Raw genomic sequence first — 26,228 nt, 5'->3', positions numbered from 1 at the left:
AGATGGACGATACTTTTCTGACAATAGTCAAGAACAAATACATTGAAATTCTCCTTGTTGGACTCGTTCTTTGGCTTGCCGTCTTTATGATTAACAAAGCGCTTCAAATTTTCTTTAAACGAACGGAGTTTATAGAGGACAAGAAGAAAAAAACGATCGAGAGCTTGGTCAAATCTGTTACAAAATACACCGCTTCGATTTGCTTTGTAATGTATGTCATTTCTCTCTTCTTTCATGATTTCGGGAAAATTCTTGCAGGTGCTGGTGTTGCTGGGATCGTCATCGGTTTTGGCGCCCAGACGCTGATTCGCGATATTTTAGCAGGCATTTTTCTGATCTATGAACGTCAGATTCATAAAGGGGATTATGTGACAGTAAATAACCTCTTTAATGGAACGATTGAAGAGATTGGTCTCCGCTCTCTGCAAATTAGAGAATGGAGCGGCAAGCTGTTAACCATTTCTAACGGAGACATCCGGCAAATTCAAAACTATAACATGCACTACATGCGGATTACGGAGTCTGTATTAATTAGTGCGAATCAAAACCCAGATACAGCCTTTCAAGCACTCGAAACGGCCTGTGACAATTTAAATCAGATACATCATGATTTTCTCAAAAAAGATGAATTTCAACATGCCATTGAACCGTTTCAAGTCCATGGCATTATGGGCCTGAACAAGCTGAACCGCGGGATTGAGATCACAGTGAAAGGAATGGTCGAAGACGAAAAATACTTCGATGCTGCCCTCGCTGTCCGAAAAGAAATGATCAAACAACTTCATCAGCATGATGTCAAATTGCTTGAAGATCTCGTTTATCCCCAGCCAGCAAAATAACCTCATTTATGATGGGGTTATTTTTTTGATTGTTTTTTGTTAACTAGTTAATTATAATGGAATATAGTTAACTAGTTAACATAAAGAGAGGATGTTGATTCATGACAAAAAAAGAAGCGATATCATTTATTAAAGAGATGTATGAAGAGGTATTAATCAAATTCAATATAGAAAAAGTGGAGGCTTATTTTTCACCTGATTATCAGCAAGTGACTGATGGAAAGGTTTCGACACTTGATGAGTTTAAAAAGCATCTATCCACATTAAAAGGATTGACAAAACAGCTTGAGATCCCCGCTTTTCATGATGTGTTATTTGATGAAGATACGCAGCAAGGGTGTTTTCGTTACACTGTACATGTGGAACTCGCAAGCGGGGATCGGGGTTTAATTGATGTCATGGCTCTTTTCACGTTATTAGATGGCAGGATCATTCGGTGCGACGAGCTGACGAAATCTCACAAGCAGCATGAAACGCTTGAACAGCTTGGACACATCAACTGAGAAATCTCTTCATTTCAGCCCTCTTACTTCTATCCTCTTGACTGATTCATGTATAATAGAAGGCAGAATGATTTCATGCAGCATGGGGACCCTCATACTGTGTATTTACTAAGTGAAAGAGAGTGAATAAGATGGGTCGTAAGTGGAACAACATTAAAGAAAAGAAAGCATCAAAGGATGCCAGTACAAGTCGTATTTACGCAAAATTCGGGCGTGAAATCTATGTGGCTGCCAAACAAGGTGAGCCAAACCCAGAATCAAACCAAGCACTTCGTTTTGTCCTAGAACGTGCAAAAACATATAGTGTCCCAAAACACATTGTAGACCGTGCCATTGAAAAAGCAAAAGGCGGTGCGGAAGAGAATTTCGATGAGCTGCGCTACGAAGGATTTGGTCCAAGTGGATCGATGGTGATCGTTGATGCCCTCACCAATAACGTCAACCGCACAGCGTCAGATGTTCGAGCAGCCTTCGGGAAAAACGGTGGAAACATGGGCGTAAGTGGTTCTGTTGCTTACATGTTTGACCAAACGGCAGTCATCGGTGTCGAAGGGAAAAGCGAAGAAGAAACGCTTGAACTGTTAATGGAAGCAGATATCGATGTACGTGACATCATGGAAGAAGATGAAACGGTGATCGTATACGCTGAACCAGATCAATTCCATCAAGTACAAGAAGCATTCAAACAAGCCGGCGCTCAAGAATTTACTGTCGCTGAAATCACGATGCTTCCTCAAAACGAAGTGACATTAGACGATGAATCTAAAGCACAATTCGAGAAACTAATCGATGTATTAGAAGAGCTTGAAGACGTGCAGCAGGTTTATCATAATGTGGATTTAGGGGAATAAAAATTTAAGCCATAGTAGTGGTTGGGTTCATTCAACTTCTACTATGGCTTTTTTATTTTCTCAAAAAAATGTACCATGTGAATATCATGTTAATTTCTACAAGTTTTTAAGGAGCTGAGTTCCATCTTTAAAACATGATGGTTTTCTTATTATGGATTTATGATCCTCCCGTTTCTTGGTCTATGTTTTATTTTCAACAATTTAACGATATTGACTAAAGTGATCTTCTTTCTTTTCATCTTATGGTTTTTCTATAACCTCTTTGATTTTTACAAGAGTGAACTGAAACGGGAAAAAGAGAAATCCAATTAGCAAAAAAACAGTCATCTCCTCTCTTGATAAGAGGAGATGACTGTTTTAATTCATCCCTTGAAAACCAAACGTCAGGTGATCCTGCACAGGAATCCAAGCGCCGATTCCTTGCGAGGTCACGTTTTTCACGACGAGTTTTCGTTTATTTCCTTTAAGCACAAGGTACACTTCTCCGTATGTCACCTTTCCTTTTTCGTTAATCGCTGGTGCATAGGCATGAAGCGAAGCTGCTTTTTTCGGAGATACATGGTACGACTGATCTCGTTTTGTTCCTGCGCCAATCACTGTGTCAAAAGCGAGGGGCAGCTTTGTTTTTTGAATGGCTTTTTGCATCATCAATGTTTTCACATCTTCCGGGTTTGGCACCTTTGCTGTGAGCCCGCCGCTCACTTTCACTTGCTGCTTTTGAACGTATTTTCCAATGGCTGTTTTGTTGCCGCCTCTATTATCAATGTGGTTCGTATTCACTTTTTTGTATTCCCAGTTCGCAACCGTTTCGTTTGAATCGTAGCTCAGCGCCCATCTCCCGAGGAAAATGGTCGCGCGGTATCCAACCGCTAATGGCGTCCCTGAAATGCTGGATTCATTCAGCATTTTGATCAAATGGGTATTTTCAATCGGTACATTCGTTGTTTTGAACAATTCAGCTGTCAGCTCACTCGGCTGGAGCAGGGGCTGATCCTGTGACGCATTCGGATACGTATTCTCCTTTGAGATACTGGCGACAGAGGATGGCACTTTAAATGGCTTCGCCGCCTCTAGTGGAAAGCTGTATAGAAAACTTAAGGATAAGAGAACAACAAACATGATGCGGGGCATCTTTTTCATATCATCACTCTTTCTCATTCATTTTTCCATAGTATTTTCCGCAAAGACGTCCCTTATCCACAAAAGATTATAAAAGGAAAAATCCAATCGCCATAATGAAATAGGCAGCAAGCAATGTGGCACCTTCAAACCAATTGGTATCTCCGTCATTAGATAAAATGACTGTGAGTAATACAGCGGATGCCATCGCAATAAGCTCTGGTAAGGAGAAAATGAGCGGCATCTGCGTATTGAAAAAAAGCGAGCTGATGACAAGGATTGGTGCCACCATCATCGCAACCTGAAGTGTGGAACCAAAAGCTATTTCCACTGCGACATCCATTTTGTTTTTATACGCCATGATGACAGCAGAGGCATGTTCTGCGGCATTTCCGACGATGGCCACAATAATGACTCCGATAAACAGCTCACTCCAGCCAAATTGTTCTCCCACCGTATCAAATGTATGGACGAGGCGCTCTGAAATGTACGCAACGGCAATCGTCGCAAGCAGCAAAATCACAGTGGCAAACTTACCAGACCATTCAGGTGTTTCTTCTTCCGTCTCCGCTTCCCCGTCCATGCTCTCCAGCTTGGCAACATAGACTCCGCGGTGGCTGACCAGTTTGAAATAGAGCGCTGCGACATAAAGCAAAATCATCACAATGCTAATTCCAATGCTTAAAACAAATTGTTTATCCTCAGCCATCTCCACCGAAAACACTTCTGGAATGACAAACGCCACAATAATGGCAAACATGAGCAAGCCCGAGTTGTGCCTTGCATCGTGGACATTGAACACTTGGCGCTTATATTTTAATCCGCCAACGAAAAAAGACAGCCCCGCCACAAGCAGTAAGTTTCCGATAACTGATCCAGTTAATGAAGCAAGTACAATAGCTGTCAGTCCTTGCTTTAATGCAAAAAATGAAATAATTAACTCTACCGCATTTCCAAATGTGGCGTTTAAAAGCCCGCCAATTCTTGGGCCCGCTATGATGGCAAGACTTTCTGTGGCTCTTCCCATAAAACTAGCAAGACCAATAATGGCGATACAATACACGGCAAACATGATGACCTGCGGGAAATGAAGAAAACTGCCAATGACCGATAGCGGCACACCAATTGCGACAATCACAAGAAACAAACGATTCATACAGCCATTCTCCTTTACATATGTCTGATTGTTATTCTTTCGTGAGTGCCGGCATCATATACATTTAGATTCGCTCGTGTGAAAAGGTGACCTCAATACTTCCTTTCACAGACTGCACCATCGAACAATGCTTCAAAGCAATTGTGATGACTTTATCTATTTGTTCTTTAGATGTATTGATGTGTTCAAAAATGATATGTAAATGAATACGGGAGATTTTGTTTACAGCTCCTCCTCTTGTCGTTTCAGGTGTGATCGTCAGCCCTTCACAGGATATTCGCTTTTTCCGGCATACATGAATGAGCATTTCTCCAAAGCAGCCTGCAATAGCTGAGGTGAACAATTGAGATGGCCTGTACCCCATTTCTTCTTTTCCTGAGATATACAGCTGCTTTTCATCTGTTCCCGCAATCCACCGGTCCGTTTCGTATATCAGTTTCATTCCTTTTCCACCTTTCTATTGAAACCCCTATGGTTCCATTGTACGATGAAAATATGAACTTGTAAGGAGCTTCTTATGTCGAGAATTCACTTTATGATTTTAATTTTACTTGTATCTGTATCTGGTTTTTCGCAGGGAGCGTTATTGCCTGTCATTTCGATTATTTTTGAACATGCCGGCACTTCTCCTACGTTAAACGGTCTGCATGCCACAGGCTTATATCTTGGCGTGCTGCTAGCATCTCCCTTTATGGAAGCGCCGCTTCGCCGGTTTGGGTTTAAGCCGTTAATTGTCATTGGGGGCGCTGCTGTCTTTTTAAGCTTGTTTAGCTTTGTGTTTTTTGAATCTTATGTCGTCTGGTTCTTCCTGCGGCTCATGATCGGGATTGGTGATCATATGCTGCATTTCTCTACACAGACGTGGGTGACCTATGCATCGTCATCGAGAAATCGCGGGCGAAATATTTCATTGTATGGGTTATCCTTTGGACTCGGTTTTGCCGCTGGACCTTTTTTAACACCACTCATTGAAATCAACCCATCTTTACCTTTCATTGTTTCTGGTGCCGTTAGTTTATGTATTTGGCTGCTTGTTTTTGTTTTGAAAAATACATATCCAGATACGGGCGAAGTGCAGACGTCAGAGCAGACAAACAGTTTGAAGCGCTTTAAGAAAGCCTTTCAATTTGGCTGGGTCGCCTTTATGATGCCTTTTTGCTATGGCTTTTTAGAAACGACACTCAATAGCAACTTCCCTGTTTATGCACTCAGAAGCGGGGTAACAGTAGATGCAGTTGCGTTTATTTTACCTGCGTTTGCCATTGGAAGTATTGTCTTTCAGCTACCTCTCGGGATGCTCAGCGACCGGTTTGGCAGGCGCCGCATCATTTTATGTGTCACACTCGTCGGGTCTTTCTTTTTCCTACTAGCAGGAATTTTCATTCAATCGGTTTTGGCTGTTGCGATTTGTTTCTTTATTGCCGGAATGGCTGTAGGCTCTACCTTCTCACTTGGCATCAGTTATATGACCGACTTATTGCCAAAGCATCTGCTGCCTGCTGGAAATTTGATGTGCGGGATGGCGTTTAGTGCGGGGAGTATTCTCGGGCCTGTTCTCGGTGGAATCTTTGTGCAAACGTTTGAAGGAATGAATTTACTTTACCTTGTCAGCATCGTGATATTATTCGTGTTTTTCTGCGTTCGATTTGGGCGAACGGCAGCAGTGGGTGAAAGCTCCAATGCATCCATTTCTAAATGAAAAAAACTCCCCTGCGCTATGCAGAGGAGTTTTTTCATTTAGTGATATCCATTTTGCCCGTTCGCACTGCCGCTTGTTTTGTGCTTAGGCTGATGACCTTTGTTTTGTTTCGTATTGCTTCCGCCTTTTTTCGATTGTTTGGACATATGTGATTTCCCCCATCCATTCAGATTGAACTTGTTCGTTCTTCTTTAGGATGCCCGGATTTCTTTATAGCTTGCCTGGTACGATTTTACGTTTATGTAAAAGCGCATTGAGCTCGCCGCCAAGGATAATCATGATGCCGGTTAAATAAAACCAGATCATTAAAATAATGATTCCCCCAATGCTTCCGTACATCGCACTGTAGTTGGCAAACTCGCCTACGTAAAATGAAAACAGCATGCTGACCAAAATCCATCCAATCGATGCAAAAATGGCACCTGGCAGAACAAATTTCAATTTCAGCCTAATGTTTGGAGCAAAATAGTACAAGGATGTAAAAACAATCAACAAAATCAGCGGGCTAATGATCCATCTCATCGCAGTCCATACGGTGAGAAAGGCATCTGACTGCCCGACTAATTTAGCGACAAATAAACCAAGTTCTTTTCCAAAGACAGGCAGCATCAAGGCAAAAATAATGGTCAAAACCATCGCGATCGTTAAGATAATCGATGTTAAACGTACGAGAATGAAGGAACGATTCTCCTCAACTTCGTAAGCATGGTTAAAAGCTCTGACGACGGCATTAATGCCGTTAGATGCTGACCAAAGGGCGGCAATAATCCCAAACGATAATAACCCGCCGTTACGATTATTCAGCGTCTGATCGGCAATGGATTCAATCATCGAAAGCGCTCCTTCTGGCGCATAACCAGAAATGACGCTCAGGACATCCTTTGACGTCAGCGGCAAATACCCAACCAGTGTCAGCACGAAGATGAGAAACGGAAATAATGAAAGCAAAAAGAAATACGCAAGCTCAGCAGATTTTGCCGGTCCTTCATGCAGCAAAAAGCGTTCAATTAACGCTTTAATAAAACCCATACGCCTCATCTCCAATGATCAATCTGTCTGTTTCGATTGAAAGTGATCCTTTGTTTCTTCAATAATTTCTAATACCCTTGGGGTTGTTTCCTTTAACTGATTGACCTGTTCATTTAAAAATGACAAATCATCTGAGACTGTTCGCATCAGCTGCTTCGTTTCTTCCATCTTTTCTTTCATGCAAGCCGATATTCTGCCTGGCTCCTGGCGGTATTCATCCAGCTTTTGCTGGCAGTCATTCCATTTCTCTTTGAGTGCAATTCTCGTTGGCCGATGAAATAAAGTTAGCAATGCGCCGCAAGCTGCTCCTATGACAGCTCCTCGGAGCACGATTTGATTTTTTTCTTCCATCTCGTCTGATCTCCTTTCAGTTAAAGGTGGTTCTCTTTCTTTACATACGTCAAAAAACGGTCAATTCCTGTTTCAATTAATTCATGGACTTCCTCAAAGTTCCCAGTGTAATAAGGATCTGGCACATCATCTCGATCGTCGTCTTCTACAAAATCAAGAAGACGGCCAATAAAGTGATGTTTCCCATAGCCGGCTATACTGCGAAGTGCCCCTACATTTTCAGCATCCATCGCCATGATATAGTCGTATGTGGTGATATCCTTCTCCATGATTTGTCTTGCAGTCATTCCTTCATAGCTGATGCCTTTTTCATCAAGCAGCTTTCGCGTTCCTTCATGCGGAGGACTTCCTTGATGCCAGCCGCCAATCCCTGCTGAATCAATCACAAAGTGCTCGCTAAGCCCCTCATCTTCTACTCTTTTTCTAAACATGGCCTCTGCCATCGGTGACCTGCAAATATTGCCAAGACACACGAATAACACATGTATCATTCTTCATTCTCCTCCTATCTTTTCCCTAAGAGTTCTTTTCGAAAACCTTTTCTCTATCATATCAAGCCCTTTTTCTTTTGGAAACTTTGCAAGAAAAGCTCTCATCGCCATTGACAAATTACACAAAAACAGGAGAAACTTTAGGAGAATTACACAAACAAAGGGGGATATTAGATGGGAATAATTGAGCAGTTTGTCACGACGATGAACAATTTTTTGTGGGGGCCTCCCCTATTGATTTTAATTGTTGGTACTGGAATATACCTCACCTTTCGCGTTCTCTTCATTCAAATTAGATTACTTCCTTATTCTTTAAAGCTCGCTTTTTCTAAACAAGACAAAATGTCAGAAGGAGATATTTCTCATTTCCAAGCGTTAATGACGGCTCTTGCTGCAACTGTCGGTACAGGGAATATCGTAGGTGTGGCCTCGGCAGTTATAGCGGGTGGTCCGGGTGCGGTATTCTGGATGTGGTTTGCTGCATTTTTCGGAATGGCCACTAAGTTTGCAGAAGCTGTTCTTGCAGTTAAATACAGGATCAAAAACGAAAAAGGCGAAATGTCTGGCGGGCCTATGTATTATTTAGAGCATGGATTGAAACAGAAATGGCTAGGGGTGCTATTTGCTGTTTTCGGCGCCAGTGCTGCCTTTGGGATCGGCAACCTGGTACAGTCTAATTCCATCTCAGGAGTCATGAATTCTACCTTTCAAATTCCAACATGGGTGACAGGTATTATCATTACTGCTTTTACGGCACTCGTGATTTTAGGCGGAATTAAGAGCATTGGCCGGGTCACATCTATTTTTGTACCCGTCATGGCTTTATTTTACGTCATTTGCGGTCTGATCATTCTTGTCATGAATGCTGATCTCGTTCCAGGCGCAGTCGGTCTTATTTTCTCAGATGCCTTTACGGGTCAAGCCGTGGCAGGTGGTGCAATTGGAACTGTCATTCGCTGGGGTGTGGCACGAGGAGTATTTTCCAATGAAGCAGGTCTTGGGTCAGCACCAATTGCTGCTGCGGCTGCGAAAACGGATATGCCCGCCCGTCAAGCTCTCGTATCTATGACGCAAGTGTTTATCGATACAATCATTGTTTGTTCTATCACTGGCATTACCATTGTCATGGCAGATATGTATTTAACAGTGAAAAGTGATGCGCTGACCTCGTTATCCTTTGCTCATTTTCTCGGTCCAGTTGGCTCAACCATTGTGGCAATCGGTCTGCTCTTGTTTGCCTATTCCACCATCATTGGCTGGTCCTATTATGGTGAAAAATGCTTTACATATTTGGCGAAGGATTCGTACGTCATGTATTATCGCATCGTGTTTGTCATTGCTGTCTTTTTCGGTGCCGTGTTTAAAAATGACTTCGTTTGGGGTGTAGCAGATATGCTCAATGGGCTGATGGCGATTCCAAACTTAATCGGGCTCATCGGTTTATCAGGGGTTGTCGTATTTGAATCCAAACGAATCATTGATAAGATTAAGCAGGAGAAAAAGGAGAAAAACATCTCCGTGTCATCTTAATAGCCCTTTTATTCTTTTGCATTTCTGTTAAAATAGACATATTATTCGACATATATGCAGGAAAGGACGTGCCGCCCTTGTCAGAGCAAAAAGCGGCTGAAGTCAATCAGCTGATTGAAGACATTTCGCAAAAGTTAAATATGCTGAACATTGGAGTCATTAAAGCCGAGGACTTCAGTCCAGACAAGTACGAAGATATCGAATTTCTTCACCAAATGGTGATGAAAAAATCTTCATTCAGCCCAAGTGAAATGCAAGCCATCGCAAGCGAGCTAAAAAACTTAAGAAAATAATGGTGCAAAAGGAAACTGCTTTACGGTCTACACGCAGTTTCCTTACATCATGCGCAGAAAAAGCCAGCTCCCCGCAAGGTACTGGCTTTTTTTATCCTGTCATAACTGCGGTTTATTTCTCAAGCAGTTTTAATGATTCACGGTTAAATGCTGGAATGTCATCAGGTGTACGGCTTGTCACAAGCTGATCCTGACAAACGACAACTTCTTCGTCTTTAAATTTAGCGCCTGCGTTTTCCATATCTACTTGAATGGATGTATAGCCAGTTGCGCTTCTTCCTTCCAACGTCTTCGCTGTAATAAGCAATTGCGGTCCATGACAGATCGCAAATACTGGTTTTTTCTCGTCCATAAATGCTTTAGTGAATTGGACGTAACGATCATCTGCACGCAGAATGTCCGGTGAGAAACCGCCAGGAATGAGAAGTGCATCGAAGTCTTCAGGCTTCACGTGATCAATGGACGCATCCACTCTCACTTCTGCATCTCCTTGCTTCCCTTTCACTGTTTTACCTTTTTCGTTTTCAATCACTGTGATTTCATGACCTGCATCTTTAAAGGCTTTTGCAGGCTCGGTGTATTCAACATCCTCAAAGTAATCTGTTAATACAACTGCAATTTTCTTACCCATGTAGAAACCCTCCTGCTTGATTATCGTTTACACTACACACTATACCCGGGCATGTTGAAATGAAACATCCTATCCCTATCAGAAAACCCCTTACGATAAAAATAAGCAATTCGACCCATTCATATCCCCTTAACAAGGTAATTCGTATGATTTATGTTATCTTTACAATAATCTGCAAAAAATAACTACAAAAGTTAACGAAACATTTCTACAATAGGTATTGTGGTCAAAAAAATTAGAAAGGCGGAGATCAGGTGAAGAAGCAAACACATAGGTCTAAACGAAGGAAAAACCTGTCTATTCTGCTCACTTCCATTATGATGATTAGTCTCATTCTCCCAGCAGTACCTACTTATGCAGAAACAGAAAACGGCAATGCCGTAAAGGTCAGCATCTTAGCCACAACCGATGTTCATGCGAACATGATGAATTATGATTATTACAGCGACAAAGAAACAAATGAATTTGGTTTGGCAAAAACAGCCGAGCTGATTGACAAGCACCGTTCACAAAATCCCAATACACTCCTTGTTGATAACGGAGACCTGATTCAAGGAACCCCTCTTGGAGAATACGTTTACAAACATGAGAAAGACAGCATCATCAATCAAACAAAGGTTCACCCCATTATTCATACACTCAACAAACTAAAATACGATGCAGGAACACTTGGCAATCATGAATTTAACTACGGATTATCTTTCCTTGACGGTACCATTGCGGGCGCCAACTTCCCGATTGTCAATGCGAACGTCAAAAAGCTAAATGGAGAACACCGTTTTACACCTTACGTGATCCAAGATAAAACCTTTAAAGATGCAAACGGAGCCTCACAAACTGTGAAAGTTGGTTACATAGGATTTGTTCCACCACAAATTATGACGTGGGATAAGAAGCATTTAGATGGACAAGTCCAAGTGCAGGACATCGTCGAATCTGCCAATGAAACCATTCCTGAAATGAAGGCGAAAGGCGCAGATGTCATTGTCGCTCTTGCCCATACAGGAATTGAAAAAACAGCTTCACCTAAAGGATCAGAAAATATGATCTTTGACCTTGCCACGAAAACAAAAGGCATCAATGCCATTGTATCTGGCCACCAGCATGGCACATTCCCAAGCGCTGAATATAACGGCGTCGACAAATTCAATGTCTCAAAAGGAACCATCAACGGCATCCCAGTCGTCATGTCAAAAAACTGGGGAAGCTACCTCGGAGTCATTGATTTAACATTAGAGCCTGACGGCAGCAGCTGGAAGGTCACAGACGGAACAGGCAAGATTGAATCTGTTGCCGGAGTGATATCTCAAAACAGTACTGTGAAAGATGCTATTCAAACAACGCATCAAAACACACTTGATTACGTGAGAAAGCCTGTTGGCAAAACAGAAGCAGACATTAATAGCTTTTTCGCTCAAGTGATGGATGACCCTTCGATTCAAATTGTGACAGATGCCCAAAAATGGTATGCACAAGAAAAAATGAAGGACACTGCGTATCAAAATTTACCGATTTTATCTGCAGGTGCCCCGTTTAAAGCCGGCGGCCGAAACGGTGTAAATTATTATACAAATATCGCAAAAGGAGATTTAGCAATTAAGAACATCGGCGATCTCTACCTTTACGATAACACTGTGCAGATTGTGAAACTGAGAGGCAGTGAAGTGAAAGACTGGTTAGAGATGTCTGCCGGACAGTTTAATCAGATCAAACCGAACGTTTCAAAAGAACAGCCGATTTTAAACGAGGAATACCGCTCGTATAACTTTGATGTAATAGATGGTGTGACATACCAAGTCGATGTGACGCAGCCTGCTAAATACAGCACAACAGGCACACTTGTCAACGCCAATTCAAACCGCATCAAAAACCTGTCTTACAACGGGAAAACAGTCTCTGACAATCAAGAATTTTTAGTCGTGACAAATAACTATCGTGCTTCTGGCGGCGGAGGCTTTCCGCATTTGACCCAAGATAAAGTGGTGCTTGCCTCAGCAGATGAGAACCGTCAAGTGCTGATGGATTATATTATCGAACAAAAAACCATCAATCCAAGTGCTGATCAAAACTGGGCCATTGCACCGGTGAAAGGCGCAACTTTAACATTTGAATCTTCTCTTTTAGCCAAACCGTTTGCTGAGAAATCAAGCAGCGTAGACTTTGTTCGTAACGCAAGCACAGATGGTCTTGGTGTGTACAAGCTAGCCTTTAAAGAGGATGGCACAACAGAACCGCCTTCATCAGACAACTGGAATTTAACAGTCATGCATACGAACGATACACACGCACACCTTGATGATGCGGCAAGACGCGCAACAAAGATCAAAGAAATCCGTGCTGAAAGCAAGAACAATATTTTATTGGACGCTGGAGATGTCTTCTCTGGTGACCTATACTTCACAAAATGGCAAGGACTTGCCGATCTGAAATTGATGAACTTAATGAAATACGATGCCATGACGTTTGGTAATCATGAATTTGACAAAGGTCCTTCTGTACTACGTCAATTTCTAACAGGTGATGCATCAGATGTCGATCCGAAAAACCGTCATCAATTTGAAAAGCCTCAATTCCCGATTGTGTCATCAAACGTGGATGTCTCGAAGGAAAAACAATTGAGCGACTTAGTGAAAAAACCAGCCTCATTTAAAGCTGGTGAGAAAAAAGAAGCCGGGATCTACCCTTACATCCTGCTTGATGTTAATGGTGAAAAGGTGGCCGTATTCGGCTTAACGACTGAAGACACAGCCATTACATCCAGCAGCGGTCCTAACATTCAATTTAAAGATGCGTACAAGAAAGCAAAAGAAACAGTCAACACCATTCAAACAGAAGAAAAAATCAATAAAATCATTGCGTTAACACACATTGGCTACAATCGTGATCTTGAGCTGGCTCAAAAAGTTGACGGTATTGATTTAATCATTGGCGGTCACACGCACACACTTGTTGAAAAATTAAAGGTCATCAATAAAAAAGAACCTACAATTGTCGCTCAGGTGAAAGACTACGGACAATTTCTAGGGAAAGTAGACGTAGCCTTTGACAAAAAAGGCGTCGTACAGCCAAAAGAATCTTCTTTTGACCTGATCTCTATTGATGACTCTGTCAAAGAAGATGCAGATGCAAAAGCGATCCTTGATGGGTACAAAGCAGATATTCAAGATTTAAAAACAGAAAAAGTCGGCTATACAGATGTCCTATTAGACGGACAACGCGAGCACGTCCGTGCGAAGGAAACAAATCTTGGGAACTTTATTGCCGACGGCATGCTGCAGAAAGCGCAAGAATCTGCCGGTGCTGACCTTGCCATCACAAACGGCGGCGGTATTCGTGGAAGCATTGAAAAAGGAGATATCACTTTAGGTGATATTTTAACGGTGATGCCTTTCGGAAATACACTTTATGTCGCAGATTTAAAAGGCAGTCAAATTAAAAAAGCACTCGAACAGGGGCTGTCAGGCATAGAGGAAGGCGGAGGCGCATTCCCTCATGCAGCTGGCATAGAATATACCTTTACACTCAGTAAACCAGCTGGCAGCAGACTAATTGATGTGAAACTGAAAGACCAAAAAGGTCAACTGACGGACATTGATGATGAGAAAACATACCGCGTAGCCACAAACGCATTTGTCGGCACAGGCGGCGACGGCTACAGCGTCTTTACAGAAGCCTCTCACGGCGAAGACTTAGGTTATGTCGACTATGAAATCTTCAAAGAGCAAATTGAAAAGGCAGACGGGCAGATTTCGCCTGTTATCGATCACAGGGTGAAAGAAGTGTTCCTTCCTCGCGTGAAAGGGAAAGGCGCTTATGACATTCAAGATGATAAGAAATTCCAAACATATGTGCAGCATACAAACAAAGCATTGCTCTATCTAGACAAAGCAAGCAAAGCGAAAAACGTTCAATTGTCTCTATCAAAAGCGCAAGTAGCTGAGCTGAAGAAAAGAGAGCAAGATCCAAACGTCACCATCTATCATGACAAAGTGGGATTCGCATTACCGCTCTCCAATTTGTCCGAGAAAAGCGCAGATATATGGATGACAAAGACGGATAAAGTGAAAAACGCATTAACGGATACGTATGATTTCCAAATCAAACAAGACAAGAAAAAGGTTTCGACCTTTAAAGACCCTGTCACACTATCCTTTACACTAGACGAGCCTCAAAAGGCGAAAAAACCTAGTGTGTATTATGTGGATCGCGAGAAGAATCGTTACGCCAAAACAAGTAACGGATCGTTCGAAAATGGAGTCGTATCAGGTCAAACTGAGCACTTTAGCGAATACACCGTCCTCAATCAAAATGCAGCAGCTGGAACAACCCCAGATCAAAATGGTGGAGACGGCGAAACATCAGCACCAGGCGGAGGTACAGGCACAGATTCAAACCAAGAAGGAACCGGCCTCCCAGGCGGCACACTGCCGAATACAGCCACGATGATGTATACAGCTGTACTGATTGGCGTGCTCATGCTCGCCGCAGGCGGTATCCTTTATTACTACCAGCGCAAGCGTACAAGAAAAAATGTATCATCCTAAAGGAAAAGGACAGAGCCTATGCTCTGTCCACTTTTCATGGAATAAGACATCAATCTTGAGATAAATAGATCCAATTGCGGTCGTCAAATTCTTTCACATCATCTGACCCTATATGACGAAGCATTCTATTAAAGAACATGATGTCATTTTCATCATCTACATCATATAAATCCTTTAAAACATAATCTCTTATAATAAAATTCGTTAAGTTCGTATTATTTACAAAATCAGCAAAATAATCTTCTACAAGAGTTAAATCCTCTTTACTTAATTTTTCATCATTGATAATGGAAATATGAAAAACATTCAAAATCGCTTGTATATCTTCTTTATCCATATAACATAATGGGTCTAGCTTTCTGTCTTCTTCCGTAAACGGTTTTCGCGTATCTTCAATGATGACGTAGCATAAAATCTGATGATCTTTCATCACGCTGAATATTTCTAAATCTCTTAATTTTAGTGGTCTATTTAATCTCATCATCTTTCCTCCTGAAAATGGTGAGCTCTTTGTCGTCTGCTTTTCCCAAAACCTGAAATGGACAGAGCCTATGCTCTGTCCACTTTTTCTCTTCTTGCAAAATCGACGAATCTGAAGCGGTCTAATCGGTGACGGCTTTCCGTGTATTGAAATAAACTTGTATCCTCTAAGAACACGTAATTTTTCACGACAACCACATGGTCAAACCCGTTCAAATCAAGATACTTGGCGTCCTCTTCTGTACATGGCTCCACCACAAATTCCTTTTGGGCATAGCTGATTGATACACCGAGCTCACCTTCAATATACTCGTAAATTGATCCTTCACATATGTCCTTCGACAAGACCGACACATGCTTTTGCAAAAAGTAATCCTTGTCTAAAATCACTTCTTCTCCGCTAATATTGCGAGAGCGGATGACTTCCCAGACATCCTCCTGCCCACTAATTTTCAGCTGAGACTGAATATACTGATCCGGTTTGATTAAACCAAATTCGTGAACCGTCGTAACTGTCTTTCGGCCAAGTGTTTGGGAAAGCTCTTTAAAGCTGACGAGACCCGAGACTGGGAATTGCATTTTTTCACGATTCAGCAAGACAGAGCCTTTCCCGCGGATTTTTTGGATATAGCCATTTTGCACAAGGATATTTAATGCCTTTCTCACCGTCTCACGGGACGTATCGTACATCAAGGATAGCTCATGCTCTGATGGCAGAATGCCTTTATCCTGCCAATCACCTTGTTCAATTCGTCTTGCGAGCTGATCATAAATCACTCGAAACTTATTCTCTTTCATTTTCCCTCCGCCCCATTTTCTAGCGTTTGGTTAAATGATAAACGATTGACTCATATGGACGCAACGTAAATCCCTTCATATCTGCCGGTACATCCTCATAATTGGATAACAGCACTTGCCCCTCCATCTCATCTATAGCCTGCACAAGCTCATCAGGAAGCGTAAAGTCCGTCTCTCCTGCGTAAAAGTGATTGATCACAAGAAGCTTCTCCTCATCACTTTCTCTCACATAAGCAAAAACCTTCGGGTCATCTGCTAAGAGTAAGGTGAAGCTTCCATATGTGATCACGTCAAGTTCTTTACGTAGCCTGCAAAGGGCTTGATAGTGGTAGAAAATAGATGTCTTATCTTTTAATGAAGCTTCGACCGAAATGTCGTTATTGGCTGGCTCAATCCAAGGTGTTCCTTTTGAGAAACCTGCGTTCTTTTCTGAGGTCCACTGCATCGGTGTTCTCGCATTATCTCTTGACTTGACCTGTAAAATGGCGAGTGCTTCTTCCTTTGATTTCCCTTTTTCAAGCATGGCTTCATACATATTGAGTGATTCGATATCGCGGTAAGATGAGATGTCCTCAAACTGAGGATTCTTCATGCCAATTTCTTCACCTTGATAAATATACGGAGTCCCTTGCATGAGATGAATGGTAGTCGCCAGCATCTTCGCTGATTGCTGATGGTACGTTTCATCATCACCGTATCTTGAGACGATACGCGGCTGATCATGATTGCACCAGAAGAGCGCATTCCAGCCGCCGCCCTCATGCATTTTCGTCTGCCATTCGGACAGAATCGACTTCAATTCCTGAAAATCAAATGGTGCGAGGGCCCATTTCTCTCCGTTTGGATAATCGACCTTTAAATGATGGAAGTTAAACGTCATATCCAGCTCCTGCCGATCCGGTCTTGTATACCGAATGCAGTCTGCGATATTCGTTGAAGACATTTCCCCGACTGTCATGCTGTCATATTTCGAAAAAACCTCTTGATTCATTTCATGCAGAAACTCATGAATTCTTGGGCCATCCGTATAATACATCCGACCGTCTCCTTGCACAGACTGTCCGGCGTCATCTAAGAAGCGTTGATCTTTCGAGATGTTGTTGATGACATCCAGCCTGAATCCATCAATTCCTTTATCAAACCAAAAATGCATGATGTCATATACTTGCCTGCGCACCTCATCCTTTTCCCAATTGAGATCCGCCTGTGTGACATCGTATAAATGAAGATAATACTCTCCCGTTGCTTCATCTAGCTCCCAGGCTGGACCGCCAAATTTTGACTGCCAATCATTCGGCGGTGATCCGTCTGCTTTAGGCTCCTTCCAAATATAATAATCTCGATAAGGATGATCCTTTGACTCGCGCGATGCTTGAAACCACTCATGGAAAATGGATGTATGATTGACGGCTAAATCCATGATGACTCGTATGCCTCGATCATGGGCTTCTTTCAGCATGTGTTCAAAATCCGCCATTGTGCCGTACATGTCATGGATTTTTGTATAGTCACTAATATCATAGCCGTTGTCATGCTGCGGGGACTCATACATTGGCGTGAGCCAAATACAATCCGCCCCCAGCTGTTTGATATAATCGAGCTTTTTTGTCACACCATTGATATCGCCTGTACCTGAGCCCGTTGTATCTAAAAAGCTCTTCGGGTAAATTTGATAGACCACCGCTTTTTTCCACCACGGTTCGTTTGTTTGTTGTTTCAATTTCCTTCACCACCACTAGTTAAGTTCTTGTGAAACATCTTTTTTCTTTTTTAGCTTTGCATACAAAAGGGTTCCAATGAACGGGACGATGAGTACAATGACCATCCCTATCGCAAATGCGCCCCAATATTTCGGGATAATGGAGAAGATTCCTGGAATGCCTCCAACACCAACTGAACTTGCCAGCACCCCTTGAGAGGCGATAAACATACCAGCTAAACCAGAGCTAATGAGTGCAAAAATAAATGGGAATCGATAGCGCAGGTTGACGCCAAACATCGCTGGCTCGGTAATTCCTAAGTAAGCGGAAATACTTGATGTCAGTGAGAGCCCCTTTTGCTTTTCATCTTTTAAAACAAACATCATCGCGAGTGCGGCTGATCCTTGTGCGATATTAGACAGTGCGAGCATCGGCCATAGAAACGTGCCATGCAGTTTGGAATTAATCAATTGAATATCGACAGCGAGGAACGTATGGTGCATCCCTGTAATCACTAATGCAGCGTACAATCCGCCGTATAATAGACCGCCAAGTGCTGCGAACTGCTGGAATACAGCCACAAGTCCAGATGTTAAAACGTTACCGATTGCAAATGTAACAGGTCCAATGACGATAAAGGATAAAAAGCCAATGACTAATAACGTAATCGGTGCAACCACTAACAGCTGAATACTTTCAGGTGTCCGTTTTGTGATGAATAATTCGAGCTTCGCTAGTAAATACGAGGCAACGAGTATCGGAAGAACCTGCCCTTGATAGCCTACCTTTTGCACTTCAAGTCCAAACAAATTCCAGACAGGAATCTCACCAGACTTTTCAGCCGCTCCATAGCCCCACGCATTTAATAAGTCTGGGTGTACAAGCATCAGCCCAAGGACCATCCCTAAGAGCGGATTTCCTCCAAACCGCTTCACTGCTGACCAGCCGATTAATGCGGGCAGGAATGTGAAGGCAGTGCCTGCAATCAAGTTGATCATATTCGCTAAATCAGCCCATGCCGGATACACATCCACAATCGATTTTTGATCAAAGAAAATATCTGGAGCTGTTAAAATATTATTAATCCCCATTAATAAACCGGCTGTGACGATGGCAGGAAGAATCGGAATAAAGATATCCGCAAGCGTTTTCACAGCACGCTGCAATGGATTTAATTTTTGATCAGAGGCACGCTTAACGTCCTCTTTTGTGGCTTCCCCAATGCCTGTCTGTTTCACCATTTCAGCATATACTCGATTGACGACCCCTTGGCCGATCACAACTTGGTATTGACCGTTCGCTGAGAAAGATCCCTTCACTTCTTCTATTTGTTCAAGTGCTTTCTCATCAACCTTTCCTTCATCCTTCAGCACAAAGCGCAGCCTTGTCACACAATGTGTTGCTTGATCAATATTTTCTTTGCCGCCGATGGCTTTCACAATCTGATCTGCTGCTGCCTGATAATCAGCCATGCTATCCCCTCCGAGATCGTTTTTTATAAGAAAAAAGAACCAAAAAACTTGTATATACATGTTTGTTTCTTATTTTATATTTGTATATACATGTAGTCAACAACAAAATGCAGCGCTTTCATAAAAAAAGCTCCCTCAATGTGCTCAGGAGAGGCAGCGTGTCATCATCTTTTTTTATGCTCCGTTAATTTTTCGTAGACCCTGTTTTTATAAAAGGAGGAGGCTGGACGGGCAAAAGTTTGTCGCTTAGATGTGAGTTCATCCAGGCGTTTTTGTTTTTCTTCACACATGAGAGAAAGTTTTTTTCTTTCCTCTCCGTCTATACTGGAGTGAAGCAGCTCTTTGACGGTCATGAGTTCTTTTTTCAGTGCTGTTTCTTCCCCAGCAAAGCCAGCATTTTTCATCATCCTGTAGCCCATTCTGAGTTCTTCAGGTACATGAGCAGCGTCATCTTTAGGCAGGGGTTTCCCAAAGCCAGATAATCCTTCAAAAGCCCCGTGATCCATCGCTTTTTTAATCCGTTCTTCTGATAATCTCTGCGCAAAATCCATGGCGTTTCTCCTTTCGTCTGAAACGATTTGATTAAGCATAGCAAAAAAGCTGACTCTCTCACAAGAGTCAGCTTCAGATACGCTTAAAAGAAGACAAAGGGCTAAAATAAAGATCATTTTAGCTCTCTCTCGTTATTTATTGTCGATTTTGAAAGTAGATACCATCTGTGCTAAGTCCTCTGACATATCAGAGAGCTGTTCAATCGCACTTGAAATTTGCTGCATGCCAGCACTTTGCTGTTCTGTTGCTGCCGCTACTTCTTGAGAGCTGGCGGCGTGTTCTTCCGATACAACTGAAATTTGTTCAATCGATGTAGAAATCGTTTGATATGCTTGCTCTACTTGCTTAATAGAAGCAAGCAAATTGTTCGTTCTTCTTGAAAACTGAGATACGCCGTCGTAAATCACAGCGAAGTTTTGTGACGTGCCTTCCATTTGTTCACGTCCTTCTTCCACTGCTTTACTGCTTTCCTCTACGCTTTCAAGAACACGCTGACTGTTTTCCTGTGTGCCGATGACGAGGTCTGAAACGGTTTTAGCCGCATCCGCTGATTGCTCAGCTAACTTACGCACCTCATCTGCCACAACAGCAAACCCTTTTCCTTCTTCTCCAACACGTGCCGCTTCAATTGAAGCATTCAGTGCAAGCAGATTCGTTTGCGCTGAAATGTCCGTAATAATCGAGATGACACTTTCAATCTCCGTGGAATGAGATTGTAATTCTTCTGCTGCCTGCTTTGAGTTGGTCATCTTGTCATGTAACATATTCAGATGCTCAAGCACATGATTCACTAGTTTTTGACCAGATTCTGACTGCTCTTGTACGTCAGATGAAACAGATTTCATTTCATCGACTTCTTTTGTGACACCTTCGATTTGAGTATCGATCTCTGCAACGGATGTTGTACAATCCGTAATATTTGCGACAGAATCATTGATTCCTTCACTCATATTCGTCATGGCTTCTGACACTTGCTGCGCACTTTGACTCGATTCATTCGTTACGGTGCGAAGCTGTGAGGACATTTTCGACACTTCACTAGATGAGTTTGAGATCTTCGCAATGAGCTCTTTGATCCGCCCCTGCATCTTTTGGAAGGATGCGGCAAGTTGACCGATCTCATCTTTACTTTCAACCTCTACCATTCCAGTTAAATCACCGTCAGCAATTCGGTTCGCTGATTCCATCAATGAACGTGCTGGTTTCGCAATTCTTCTGCCCATGATAAAGGAGAAAAACAACCCACCGATGAGCACAATAGCAGATGCAACCGTGATATAGATCGTCAGCTTCTTCGTTGTTTCAGGCACAACAGACGCATCTAAATCAATTCCTAAAATCCCCGTCAGTTCACCGCCTGAATCTTTGATTGGCAAAAAGACTGATTTATGTGTACCAAATGAGTCTTTGTAAATATCACTTTTGATCATTTTATCTTCAGAAAGTGCTTGTTTCATCTCATCTGAAAAGGCATAATCTTGATCAAAATCATTTTCTTCCCCAGTTAATATAATAATTCTTTCTTTGCCGCCTTTATTAGATAGCACGTATAAGTTCTCAAGCGTATGATCTTCTTGAAGCTCCTTGAATTTCTTTTTGACCTCCACATAAAGGGGATCATCCTTCCCGCTAATGCCAAGAACGTTTCCATCCAAATTATCGATTTCTTTCTTTGCAGTATCAATATCTGTTGTTAATCGATAATCAAATTGCTTTAATAACTGGGATGATAAATCCTGGCTGACTAGATAAAATGTTAAAACGAATAGTGCAACGGTTGCGAGTAATGTTACGACAACGACTGACATGATTTTAGAGGATATCGTGTACCCTCCAAATTTCCTTTGTTTCGCCATTTTTTCCTACATCTCCACTCTCAGATTTGATTTAAGCATGTACATGTTCAAATTGTCCACAAACAGATGCGATCACATCTTTTAAATAAGATACGATATGTGGGATATGCTCTGGTAACGTATAAGGTGAGATAACAAAAAACTTACTAACACTTAGATAGAATTCTTGTCCTTCTTTTGCATTTACAAGTAAAAACTTCGTTGTATCGCCAAAGAACATTTCGTCTCTTTTCTCTCCAAGCTTTTCAAACAGCATTTTGTTCAATTCATTATTCCGCTCAATTTCCATTGCAGTCGCTTCGCCTGAAATCTCTTCTTGAAAACGCGGTGAGCCGTCTAGGTAAATTCTAAATAATGTAGCCATTCCGACGTTGTCATCATTCACGACTTCTGCTTGCGGAATTTCTTGACTGAGTGCTTCTCTAAAGGCAAGGTTCACCTCTAGGAATTGACCGAGCAAGCGCTGGTAGCCTTCAATTCCAAACGTTAACAGCACACTCAGCATACTGATAGAGCTTCCCATTCTTGAGCATTCCAGTGTATAACCCGTATGGTATTCGCCGTAGCCTCTATGACCAACATATGGTGTCTCTTGTTCTTCCAGATCTAAACGCTTTAGGTCAGCAGCATTTTTCACTAAGAATAAACTAGATGTGTAAGGTGTTTGGCCGAGCTTTTGAAAGTCAAAGCACATCGTGTCAGCAAGAGAAAGATGCTGGAATTTCGCTTTGATTTCTTTTAGCATACGAAGAACACCGTATGAGAATTGCAGCGGGTTTTCAGCTACATCATACTCATTAAAGAAAGCAAAGAATCCGCCGAGCGCTGAATCCGCATGAATATGCGGCACCTGTAGACCATACTCCCCAGCAATGGCTTCTGCTGTTTCACGTACCCCTTTTACATCATCAATTGCAATGGCATCTGTTGTTCCGGTTGTTGCGACAATATAAACGGGAATTCCGCCATTTTGTGCAACACGTTCCATTTGACAACGCAAATCTTCCATATCCATCGAATGATCTTTATTCGTCTTAATTCTGATCAAATTGTCTGTGCCAAGTCCTGTTGCTTCCATTGACTTAAATAAGCTGTAATGTGCAGCATCAGAACAAAACGCATAAAGATTTTGCGGGACACCTTTCCGTAGTGACTCCGGCGCAACTTTTGCAATCGCTAAACGTAGTCCTGAGAAAATGGCTCCCTGACCTCCCCATGTTGTATATCCCCCGCTCACACTTGGATCATATCCGATGAGCTTAGACATCATTGAGACCACTCTGACCTCAGCTTCCGCTCCTGCTGGTCCATAAACATCCCATAGGTTGTTTCCATTTACCAGCATGGCCGTCAGCATGCCTAGAATTCCTGGTGTACTTGCCATTGGCAAAATGTTCGTGAAGAAATACTTTGTGTGGTATGGATGGTTATGTAAAAGCTTTAGTAATTCTTCATTCACAAGTTCCGCTTGTTGGCCGTTCACCGGAATTTGACTTGTTTCAGTGAGCTTTTGGTAAAAATCTTCTCCACGATTCTTTTCACCCTTTAGGTGTGCACGGTTCGGATCTTTCAGGTGATCGACCCCTGAAACAATCTGCTCCATTAATTTGATGAGTTCTTTACGCTCTGCTGCATTTCCGTCCTCACTCGGAAACCAGTTCTGAACGAGGTTCTCTGCTCGTACAGTCATATACTATCAATCCTTTCAATGGAAGATTTCCTGTCAAAGTCTATATCGACCCCAATTTAAAAGTTTATAGTCTCGAAATGTTCACTTAAGTATATTTAGATAATTTGTTCATTCATCAAAATAAATAAAACCCTTACAAAACACATCGAAAACATTATGTTGATGAAACAAAAAAATATATTGATATATCTCATCGCAGGAAATTTCATCCATGTTCCTCCTCCATTCTTTTTCTCATTTTTTTTACTTAACTTGCATAAACATTAAGAAACACTGGAAATACTGTCTAAATCATCATTGTAGAAACCAAATTAATTCTTTAGACTTGTGTCTTTTTACCTGTTTTATTGATATAGCAACTGGAAAATGGCTGAATTTTCTGTTAATAATAGGATGAATTTCATAAAAAGTTTTTCGAAGAGCGAATATTTTCGTTTTCTTCCCTTTTATTGCTCGGACAGGCTGCTGACGCTCTTCTCCGGTTAACACTTTTCTATTTGAGCATTTCATGGTATATTCTAATGGTTCGTTTTCTTTCGTTCCGCCTCTTCCGTGTATCGGAGAAAAGGAGTGTTTTTATGAAAACATTTATTCAAAAACGAGGCCTCGGCTTCTTTGTTATTGCAGCCATCTTACTTTGGCTCAAAACGTATTCAGCGTATTTAATTGAATTTAAACTTGGTATATCAAATGTGCTTCAGCATATTTTGCTTTTCGTGAATCCTATTAGCTCCAGCTTGTTCTTTCTTGGCTTTGCTTTATTGTTCAAGAAAAAATGGCAGCCTGCCGCTATCATTGTGATTCATTTTTTCATGTCTTTTTTACTATACGCAAACATCGTGTACTATCGATTCTTCAATGACTTTATCACGCTGCCTACCGTGATGCAGGCAGGAACGAATGGCGGACAATTAGGTGATAGTGCATTTTCACTCATGCGTTGGACTGATATGTTTTACTTTATGGATACAATCATTTTGATCGTACTCGCAGTCCGCATGAAAAAGCAGCAGCAAACAAGTACAGCTACTGTACCTGTTCAAAAGTCAAAATCGTTTAGACTCGTCCTTGTGTCCTCTGTTGTGATCTTTGTGATGAACTTAGTCGCCGCAGAGATTGATCGACCAGAGCTTTTATCAAGATCGTTTGACCGCAATTATTTAGTTAAATATTTAGGTGCTTATAACTTTACTGTGTTTGATGCCATTCAAAATGTGAAATCAAACAGCCAGCGTGCGCTGGCAAATTCAAATGACGTGACAGATGTAGAGAACTATTTAAAAGCGAACAGCGCTGATCCTAACCCGGCGTATTACGGGAAAGCGAAAGGCATGAACGTGATCACCATTTCTCTTGAATCTCTGCAAAACTTTGTCATTGATTACAAAGTAAACGGAAAAGAAGTGACGCCATTCCTTAATTCATTGGCACACGACAACCAAACGTTTTACTTTGATAACTTCTTCCATCAAACAGGACAAGGAAAGACGTCTGATGCTGAATTTATGATGGATACTGGGCTATTCCCATTATCACAGGGCTCTGTTTTTATTAACAAAGCGCAAAACACGTATCAAGCACTTCCTGGCATCTTGAAGAAGGATCAATACACGTCAGCAGAATTCCACGGCAATACGAAAACCTTCTGGAACCGTAATGAAATGTTTAAGTCGTTTGGATATGACAGATTTTACGATTCTGAGTACTACGATATGAATGAGCAAGATACGAAGAACTATGGGCTGAAAGACAAACCTTTCTTCAAAGAATCCATGCCAATGCTCGAAAACTTGAAGCAGCCGTTTTATTCGAAATTCATTACGTTATCGAACCATTTCCCATTTGGAATGGATGAAGGTGATACCGATTTCGAACCTGGTGACTTCGGAGACTCTGTCGTCAATAACTATTTCCAATCGGCTCATTATTTAGATGAAGCCATTGAACAGTTCTTCAACGACTTGAAAAAATCAGGTCTCTATGACAATACAGTCGTCATTATGTACGGAGACCATTACGGCATTTCTGAAAATCACAATGAAGCGATGGAAAAAGTGACAGGACAAAAAATCGGAGATTATGAAAATGCGCAGCTCATGCGTGTGCCGCTCTTTATTCATGTACCAGGGGTAAAAGGCGGACAGATTCATAAATACTCTGGAGAAGTCGATATCGCACCAACCCTTCTGCACCTGCTCGGCGATGATACGAAGAACTATTTAATGTCTGGTTCTGATATCTTATCGAAGAATTTCAAAGAGCTTGTGCCATTTAGAAACGGTGACTTCGTCTCTAAGGACTACACAAAAGTAGGCAATAACTATTACAGCAACAAAACAGGCGAGAAAATTGAGCCGACTGATAAAGCAACACAAGAAAATGAAACGGTGAAAAAGATGCTGGAGACATCTGATAAGATCGTCACCGAAGATTTACTCCGTTTCTACAAGCCTAAAGGCTTTACACCGATTGACCGCAATCAATATGACTATACAAAGAAAGTACAGGATGAAGAAGATTCCTCTTCCGCCAAAGATGAATCCAGCTCTTCATCAAAATAACTTTCTCATTTTAAGAACCAGCCGATCCCTGATCAGCTGGTTCTTTTCCCGTTTGACCGCTATTGCACCGGGTATAGAAAGAA

General features: G+C 41.9%; 22 protein-coding genes. 8 read left to right on the top strand and 14 right to left on the bottom strand.

From position 1 onward, the window contains the following. The first annotated feature begins 2 nt into the window (after window positions 1-2). The 3 genes from MHH26_RS01810 to MHH26_RS01800 all read left to right on the top strand — a co-directional run bounded on the left by MHH26_RS01810 (window position 3) and on the right by MHH26_RS01800 (window position 2,193). Entirely contained in the window at window positions 3-839 is an 837-nt protein-coding gene (locus tag MHH26_RS01810) for a mechanosensitive ion channel family protein (protein WP_340972041.1), read from the top strand. Window positions 840-940: 101 nt separating this feature from the next. Continuing rightward, the gene (locus tag MHH26_RS01805) at window positions 941-1,342 is read left to right on the top strand and encodes a nuclear transport factor 2 family protein (protein WP_307499297.1); all 402 of its coding nucleotides are present in this window, start codon (window positions 941-943) and stop codon (window positions 1,340-1,342) included. 131 nt (window positions 1,343-1,473) lie between these two features. Further along, window positions 1,474-2,193, top strand: a complete 720-nt coding sequence (locus MHH26_RS01800) for a YebC/PmpR family DNA-binding transcriptional regulator (RefSeq protein ID WP_340972038.1) — start codon at window positions 1,474-1,476, stop codon at window positions 2,191-2,193. A gap of 357 nt (window positions 2,194-2,550) precedes the next feature. On the opposite strand, the gene MHH26_RS01795 is transcribed toward MHH26_RS01800, so the two are convergent. From MHH26_RS01795 to MHH26_RS01785, 3 genes are all read right to left on the bottom strand, one after another. Continuing rightward, entirely contained in the window at window positions 2,551-3,333 is a 783-nt protein-coding gene (locus tag MHH26_RS01795; protein ID WP_034665127.1) for a YfkD famly protein, read from the bottom strand. A gap of 67 nt (window positions 3,334-3,400) precedes the next feature. Next, the gene (gene cax, locus MHH26_RS01790) at window positions 3,401-4,468 is read right to left on the bottom strand and encodes a calcium/proton exchanger (RefSeq protein WP_034665131.1); all 1,068 of its coding nucleotides are present in this window, start codon (window positions 4,466-4,468) and stop codon (window positions 3,401-3,403) included. Between the two features lie 64 nt (window positions 4,469-4,532). Continuing rightward, the gene (locus MHH26_RS01785) at window positions 4,533-4,910 is read right to left on the bottom strand and encodes an OsmC family protein (RefSeq protein ID WP_307499294.1); all 378 of its coding nucleotides are present in this window, start codon (window positions 4,908-4,910) and stop codon (window positions 4,533-4,535) included. A 75-nt stretch (window positions 4,911-4,985) separates the two neighbouring features. On the opposite strand from MHH26_RS01785, the gene MHH26_RS01780 reads away from it, so the two are divergent. Then, window positions 4,986-6,167, top strand: a complete 1,182-nt coding sequence (locus MHH26_RS01780) for an MFS transporter (RefSeq protein WP_307499293.1) — start codon at window positions 4,986-4,988, stop codon at window positions 6,165-6,167. A 210-nt stretch (window positions 6,168-6,377) separates the two neighbouring features. Here the strand turns inward: MHH26_RS01780 and MHH26_RS01775 are convergent, their stop codons facing one another. Genes MHH26_RS01775 through MHH26_RS01765 form a run of 3 tightly spaced genes read right to left on the bottom strand, consistent with a single transcriptional unit; the run spans window position 6,378 to window position 8,038 of the window. Continuing rightward, the gene (locus tag MHH26_RS01775) at window positions 6,378-7,196 is read right to left on the bottom strand and encodes a YihY/virulence factor BrkB family protein (RefSeq protein WP_034665141.1); all 819 of its coding nucleotides are present in this window, start codon (window positions 7,194-7,196) and stop codon (window positions 6,378-6,380) included. 18 nt (window positions 7,197-7,214) lie between these two features. Continuing rightward, on the bottom strand, window positions 7,215-7,547 hold the full coding sequence (locus MHH26_RS01770; RefSeq protein WP_307499292.1) for a YtxH domain-containing protein: 333 nt from the start codon (window positions 7,545-7,547) through the stop codon (window positions 7,215-7,217). Window positions 7,548-7,567: 20 nt separating this feature from the next. Then, complete coding sequence (locus tag MHH26_RS01765; protein WP_034665148.1) at window positions 7,568-8,038, bottom strand: low molecular weight protein-tyrosine-phosphatase; 471 nt, start codon at window positions 8,036-8,038, stop codon at window positions 7,568-7,570. A gap of 174 nt (window positions 8,039-8,212) precedes the next feature. Between MHH26_RS01765 and MHH26_RS01760 the strand changes: the two genes are divergently transcribed. Together MHH26_RS01760 and MHH26_RS01755 are read left to right on the top strand one after the other, a co-directional pair. Then, window positions 8,213-9,568 carry an alanine/glycine:cation symporter family protein gene (locus MHH26_RS01760; RefSeq protein WP_060595772.1) on the top strand — a complete coding sequence of 452 codons (1,356 nt, stop codon included), beginning with the start codon at window positions 8,213-8,215 and terminating at the stop codon, window positions 9,566-9,568. Window positions 9,569-9,645: 77 nt separating this feature from the next. Further along, window positions 9,646-9,861: a DUF1128 domain-containing protein gene (locus tag MHH26_RS01755; protein ID WP_003214000.1), complete on the top strand. Its 216-nt coding sequence runs from the start codon at window positions 9,646-9,648 to the stop codon at window positions 9,859-9,861. Window positions 9,862-9,973: 112 nt separating this feature from the next. Here the strand turns inward: MHH26_RS01755 and MHH26_RS01750 are convergent, their stop codons facing one another. Further along, window positions 9,974-10,492: a type 1 glutamine amidotransferase domain-containing protein gene (locus MHH26_RS01750; RefSeq protein ID WP_106038428.1), complete on the bottom strand. Its 519-nt coding sequence runs from the start codon at window positions 10,490-10,492 to the stop codon at window positions 9,974-9,976. Window positions 10,493-10,746: 254 nt separating this feature from the next. On the opposite strand from MHH26_RS01750, the gene MHH26_RS01745 reads away from it, so the two are divergent. Continuing rightward, window positions 10,747-15,036 carry a multifunctional 2',3'-cyclic-nucleotide 2'-phosphodiesterase/3'-nucleotidase/5'-nucleotidase gene (locus MHH26_RS01745; protein ID WP_340972031.1) on the top strand — a complete coding sequence of 1,430 codons (4,290 nt, stop codon included), beginning with the start codon at window positions 10,747-10,749 and terminating at the stop codon, window positions 15,034-15,036. A gap of 49 nt (window positions 15,037-15,085) precedes the next feature. Here the strand turns inward: MHH26_RS01745 and MHH26_RS01740 are convergent, their stop codons facing one another. The 7 genes from MHH26_RS01740 to MHH26_RS01710 all read right to left on the bottom strand — a co-directional run bounded on the left by MHH26_RS01740 (window position 15,086) and on the right by MHH26_RS01710 (window position 23,584). Beyond that, window positions 15,086-15,520 carry a terpene synthase gene (locus tag MHH26_RS01740; RefSeq protein ID WP_340972028.1) on the bottom strand — a complete coding sequence of 145 codons (435 nt, stop codon included), beginning with the start codon at window positions 15,518-15,520 and terminating at the stop codon, window positions 15,086-15,088. A 65-nt stretch (window positions 15,521-15,585) separates the two neighbouring features. Beyond that, window positions 15,586-16,314 (bottom strand): trehalose operon repressor, encoded by a 729-nt coding sequence (treR, locus tag MHH26_RS01735; protein WP_060595768.1) that lies wholly within the window; start codon window positions 16,312-16,314, stop codon window positions 15,586-15,588. 19 nt (window positions 16,315-16,333) lie between these two features. Beyond that, complete coding sequence (gene treC / locus MHH26_RS01730; RefSeq protein WP_307499287.1) at window positions 16,334-18,034, bottom strand: alpha,alpha-phosphotrehalase; 1,701 nt, start codon at window positions 18,032-18,034, stop codon at window positions 16,334-16,336. Window positions 18,035-18,049: 15 nt separating this feature from the next. Beyond that, complete coding sequence (gene treP, locus MHH26_RS01725; RefSeq protein WP_034665169.1) at window positions 18,050-19,486, bottom strand: PTS system trehalose-specific EIIBC component; 1,437 nt, start codon at window positions 19,484-19,486, stop codon at window positions 18,050-18,052. Between the two features lie 164 nt (window positions 19,487-19,650). Further along, window positions 19,651-20,037 (bottom strand): DnaJ family domain-containing protein, encoded by a 387-nt coding sequence (locus tag MHH26_RS01720; protein WP_340972026.1) that lies wholly within the window; start codon window positions 20,035-20,037, stop codon window positions 19,651-19,653. A gap of 132 nt (window positions 20,038-20,169) precedes the next feature. Continuing rightward, a complete protein-coding gene (locus MHH26_RS01715; RefSeq protein WP_034665174.1) occupies window positions 20,170-21,894 on the bottom strand; it encodes a methyl-accepting chemotaxis protein in 1,725 nt (574 codons plus the stop codon). A gap of 31 nt (window positions 21,895-21,925) precedes the next feature. Beyond that, a complete protein-coding gene (locus MHH26_RS01710; protein ID WP_340972024.1) occupies window positions 21,926-23,584 on the bottom strand; it encodes a pyridoxal phosphate-dependent decarboxylase family protein in 1,659 nt (552 codons plus the stop codon). A 578-nt stretch (window positions 23,585-24,162) separates the two neighbouring features. Between MHH26_RS01710 and MHH26_RS01705 the strand changes: the two genes are divergently transcribed. Next, window positions 24,163-26,145, top strand: coding sequence for an LTA synthase family protein (locus tag MHH26_RS01705; protein WP_340972021.1), 1,983 nt, complete (start codon window positions 24,163-24,165; stop codon window positions 26,143-26,145). Window positions 26,146-26,228: the final 83 nt, after the last annotated feature.

It is taken from the genome of Bacillus sp. FSL K6-2839 (assembly GCF_038003365.1).
Classification (GTDB): domain Bacteria; phylum Bacillota; class Bacilli; order Bacillales; family Bacillaceae; genus Bacillus.
Note: the sequence above shows the minus strand (reverse complement) of the source record. Positions and strands in the feature narration are given on the sequence as shown.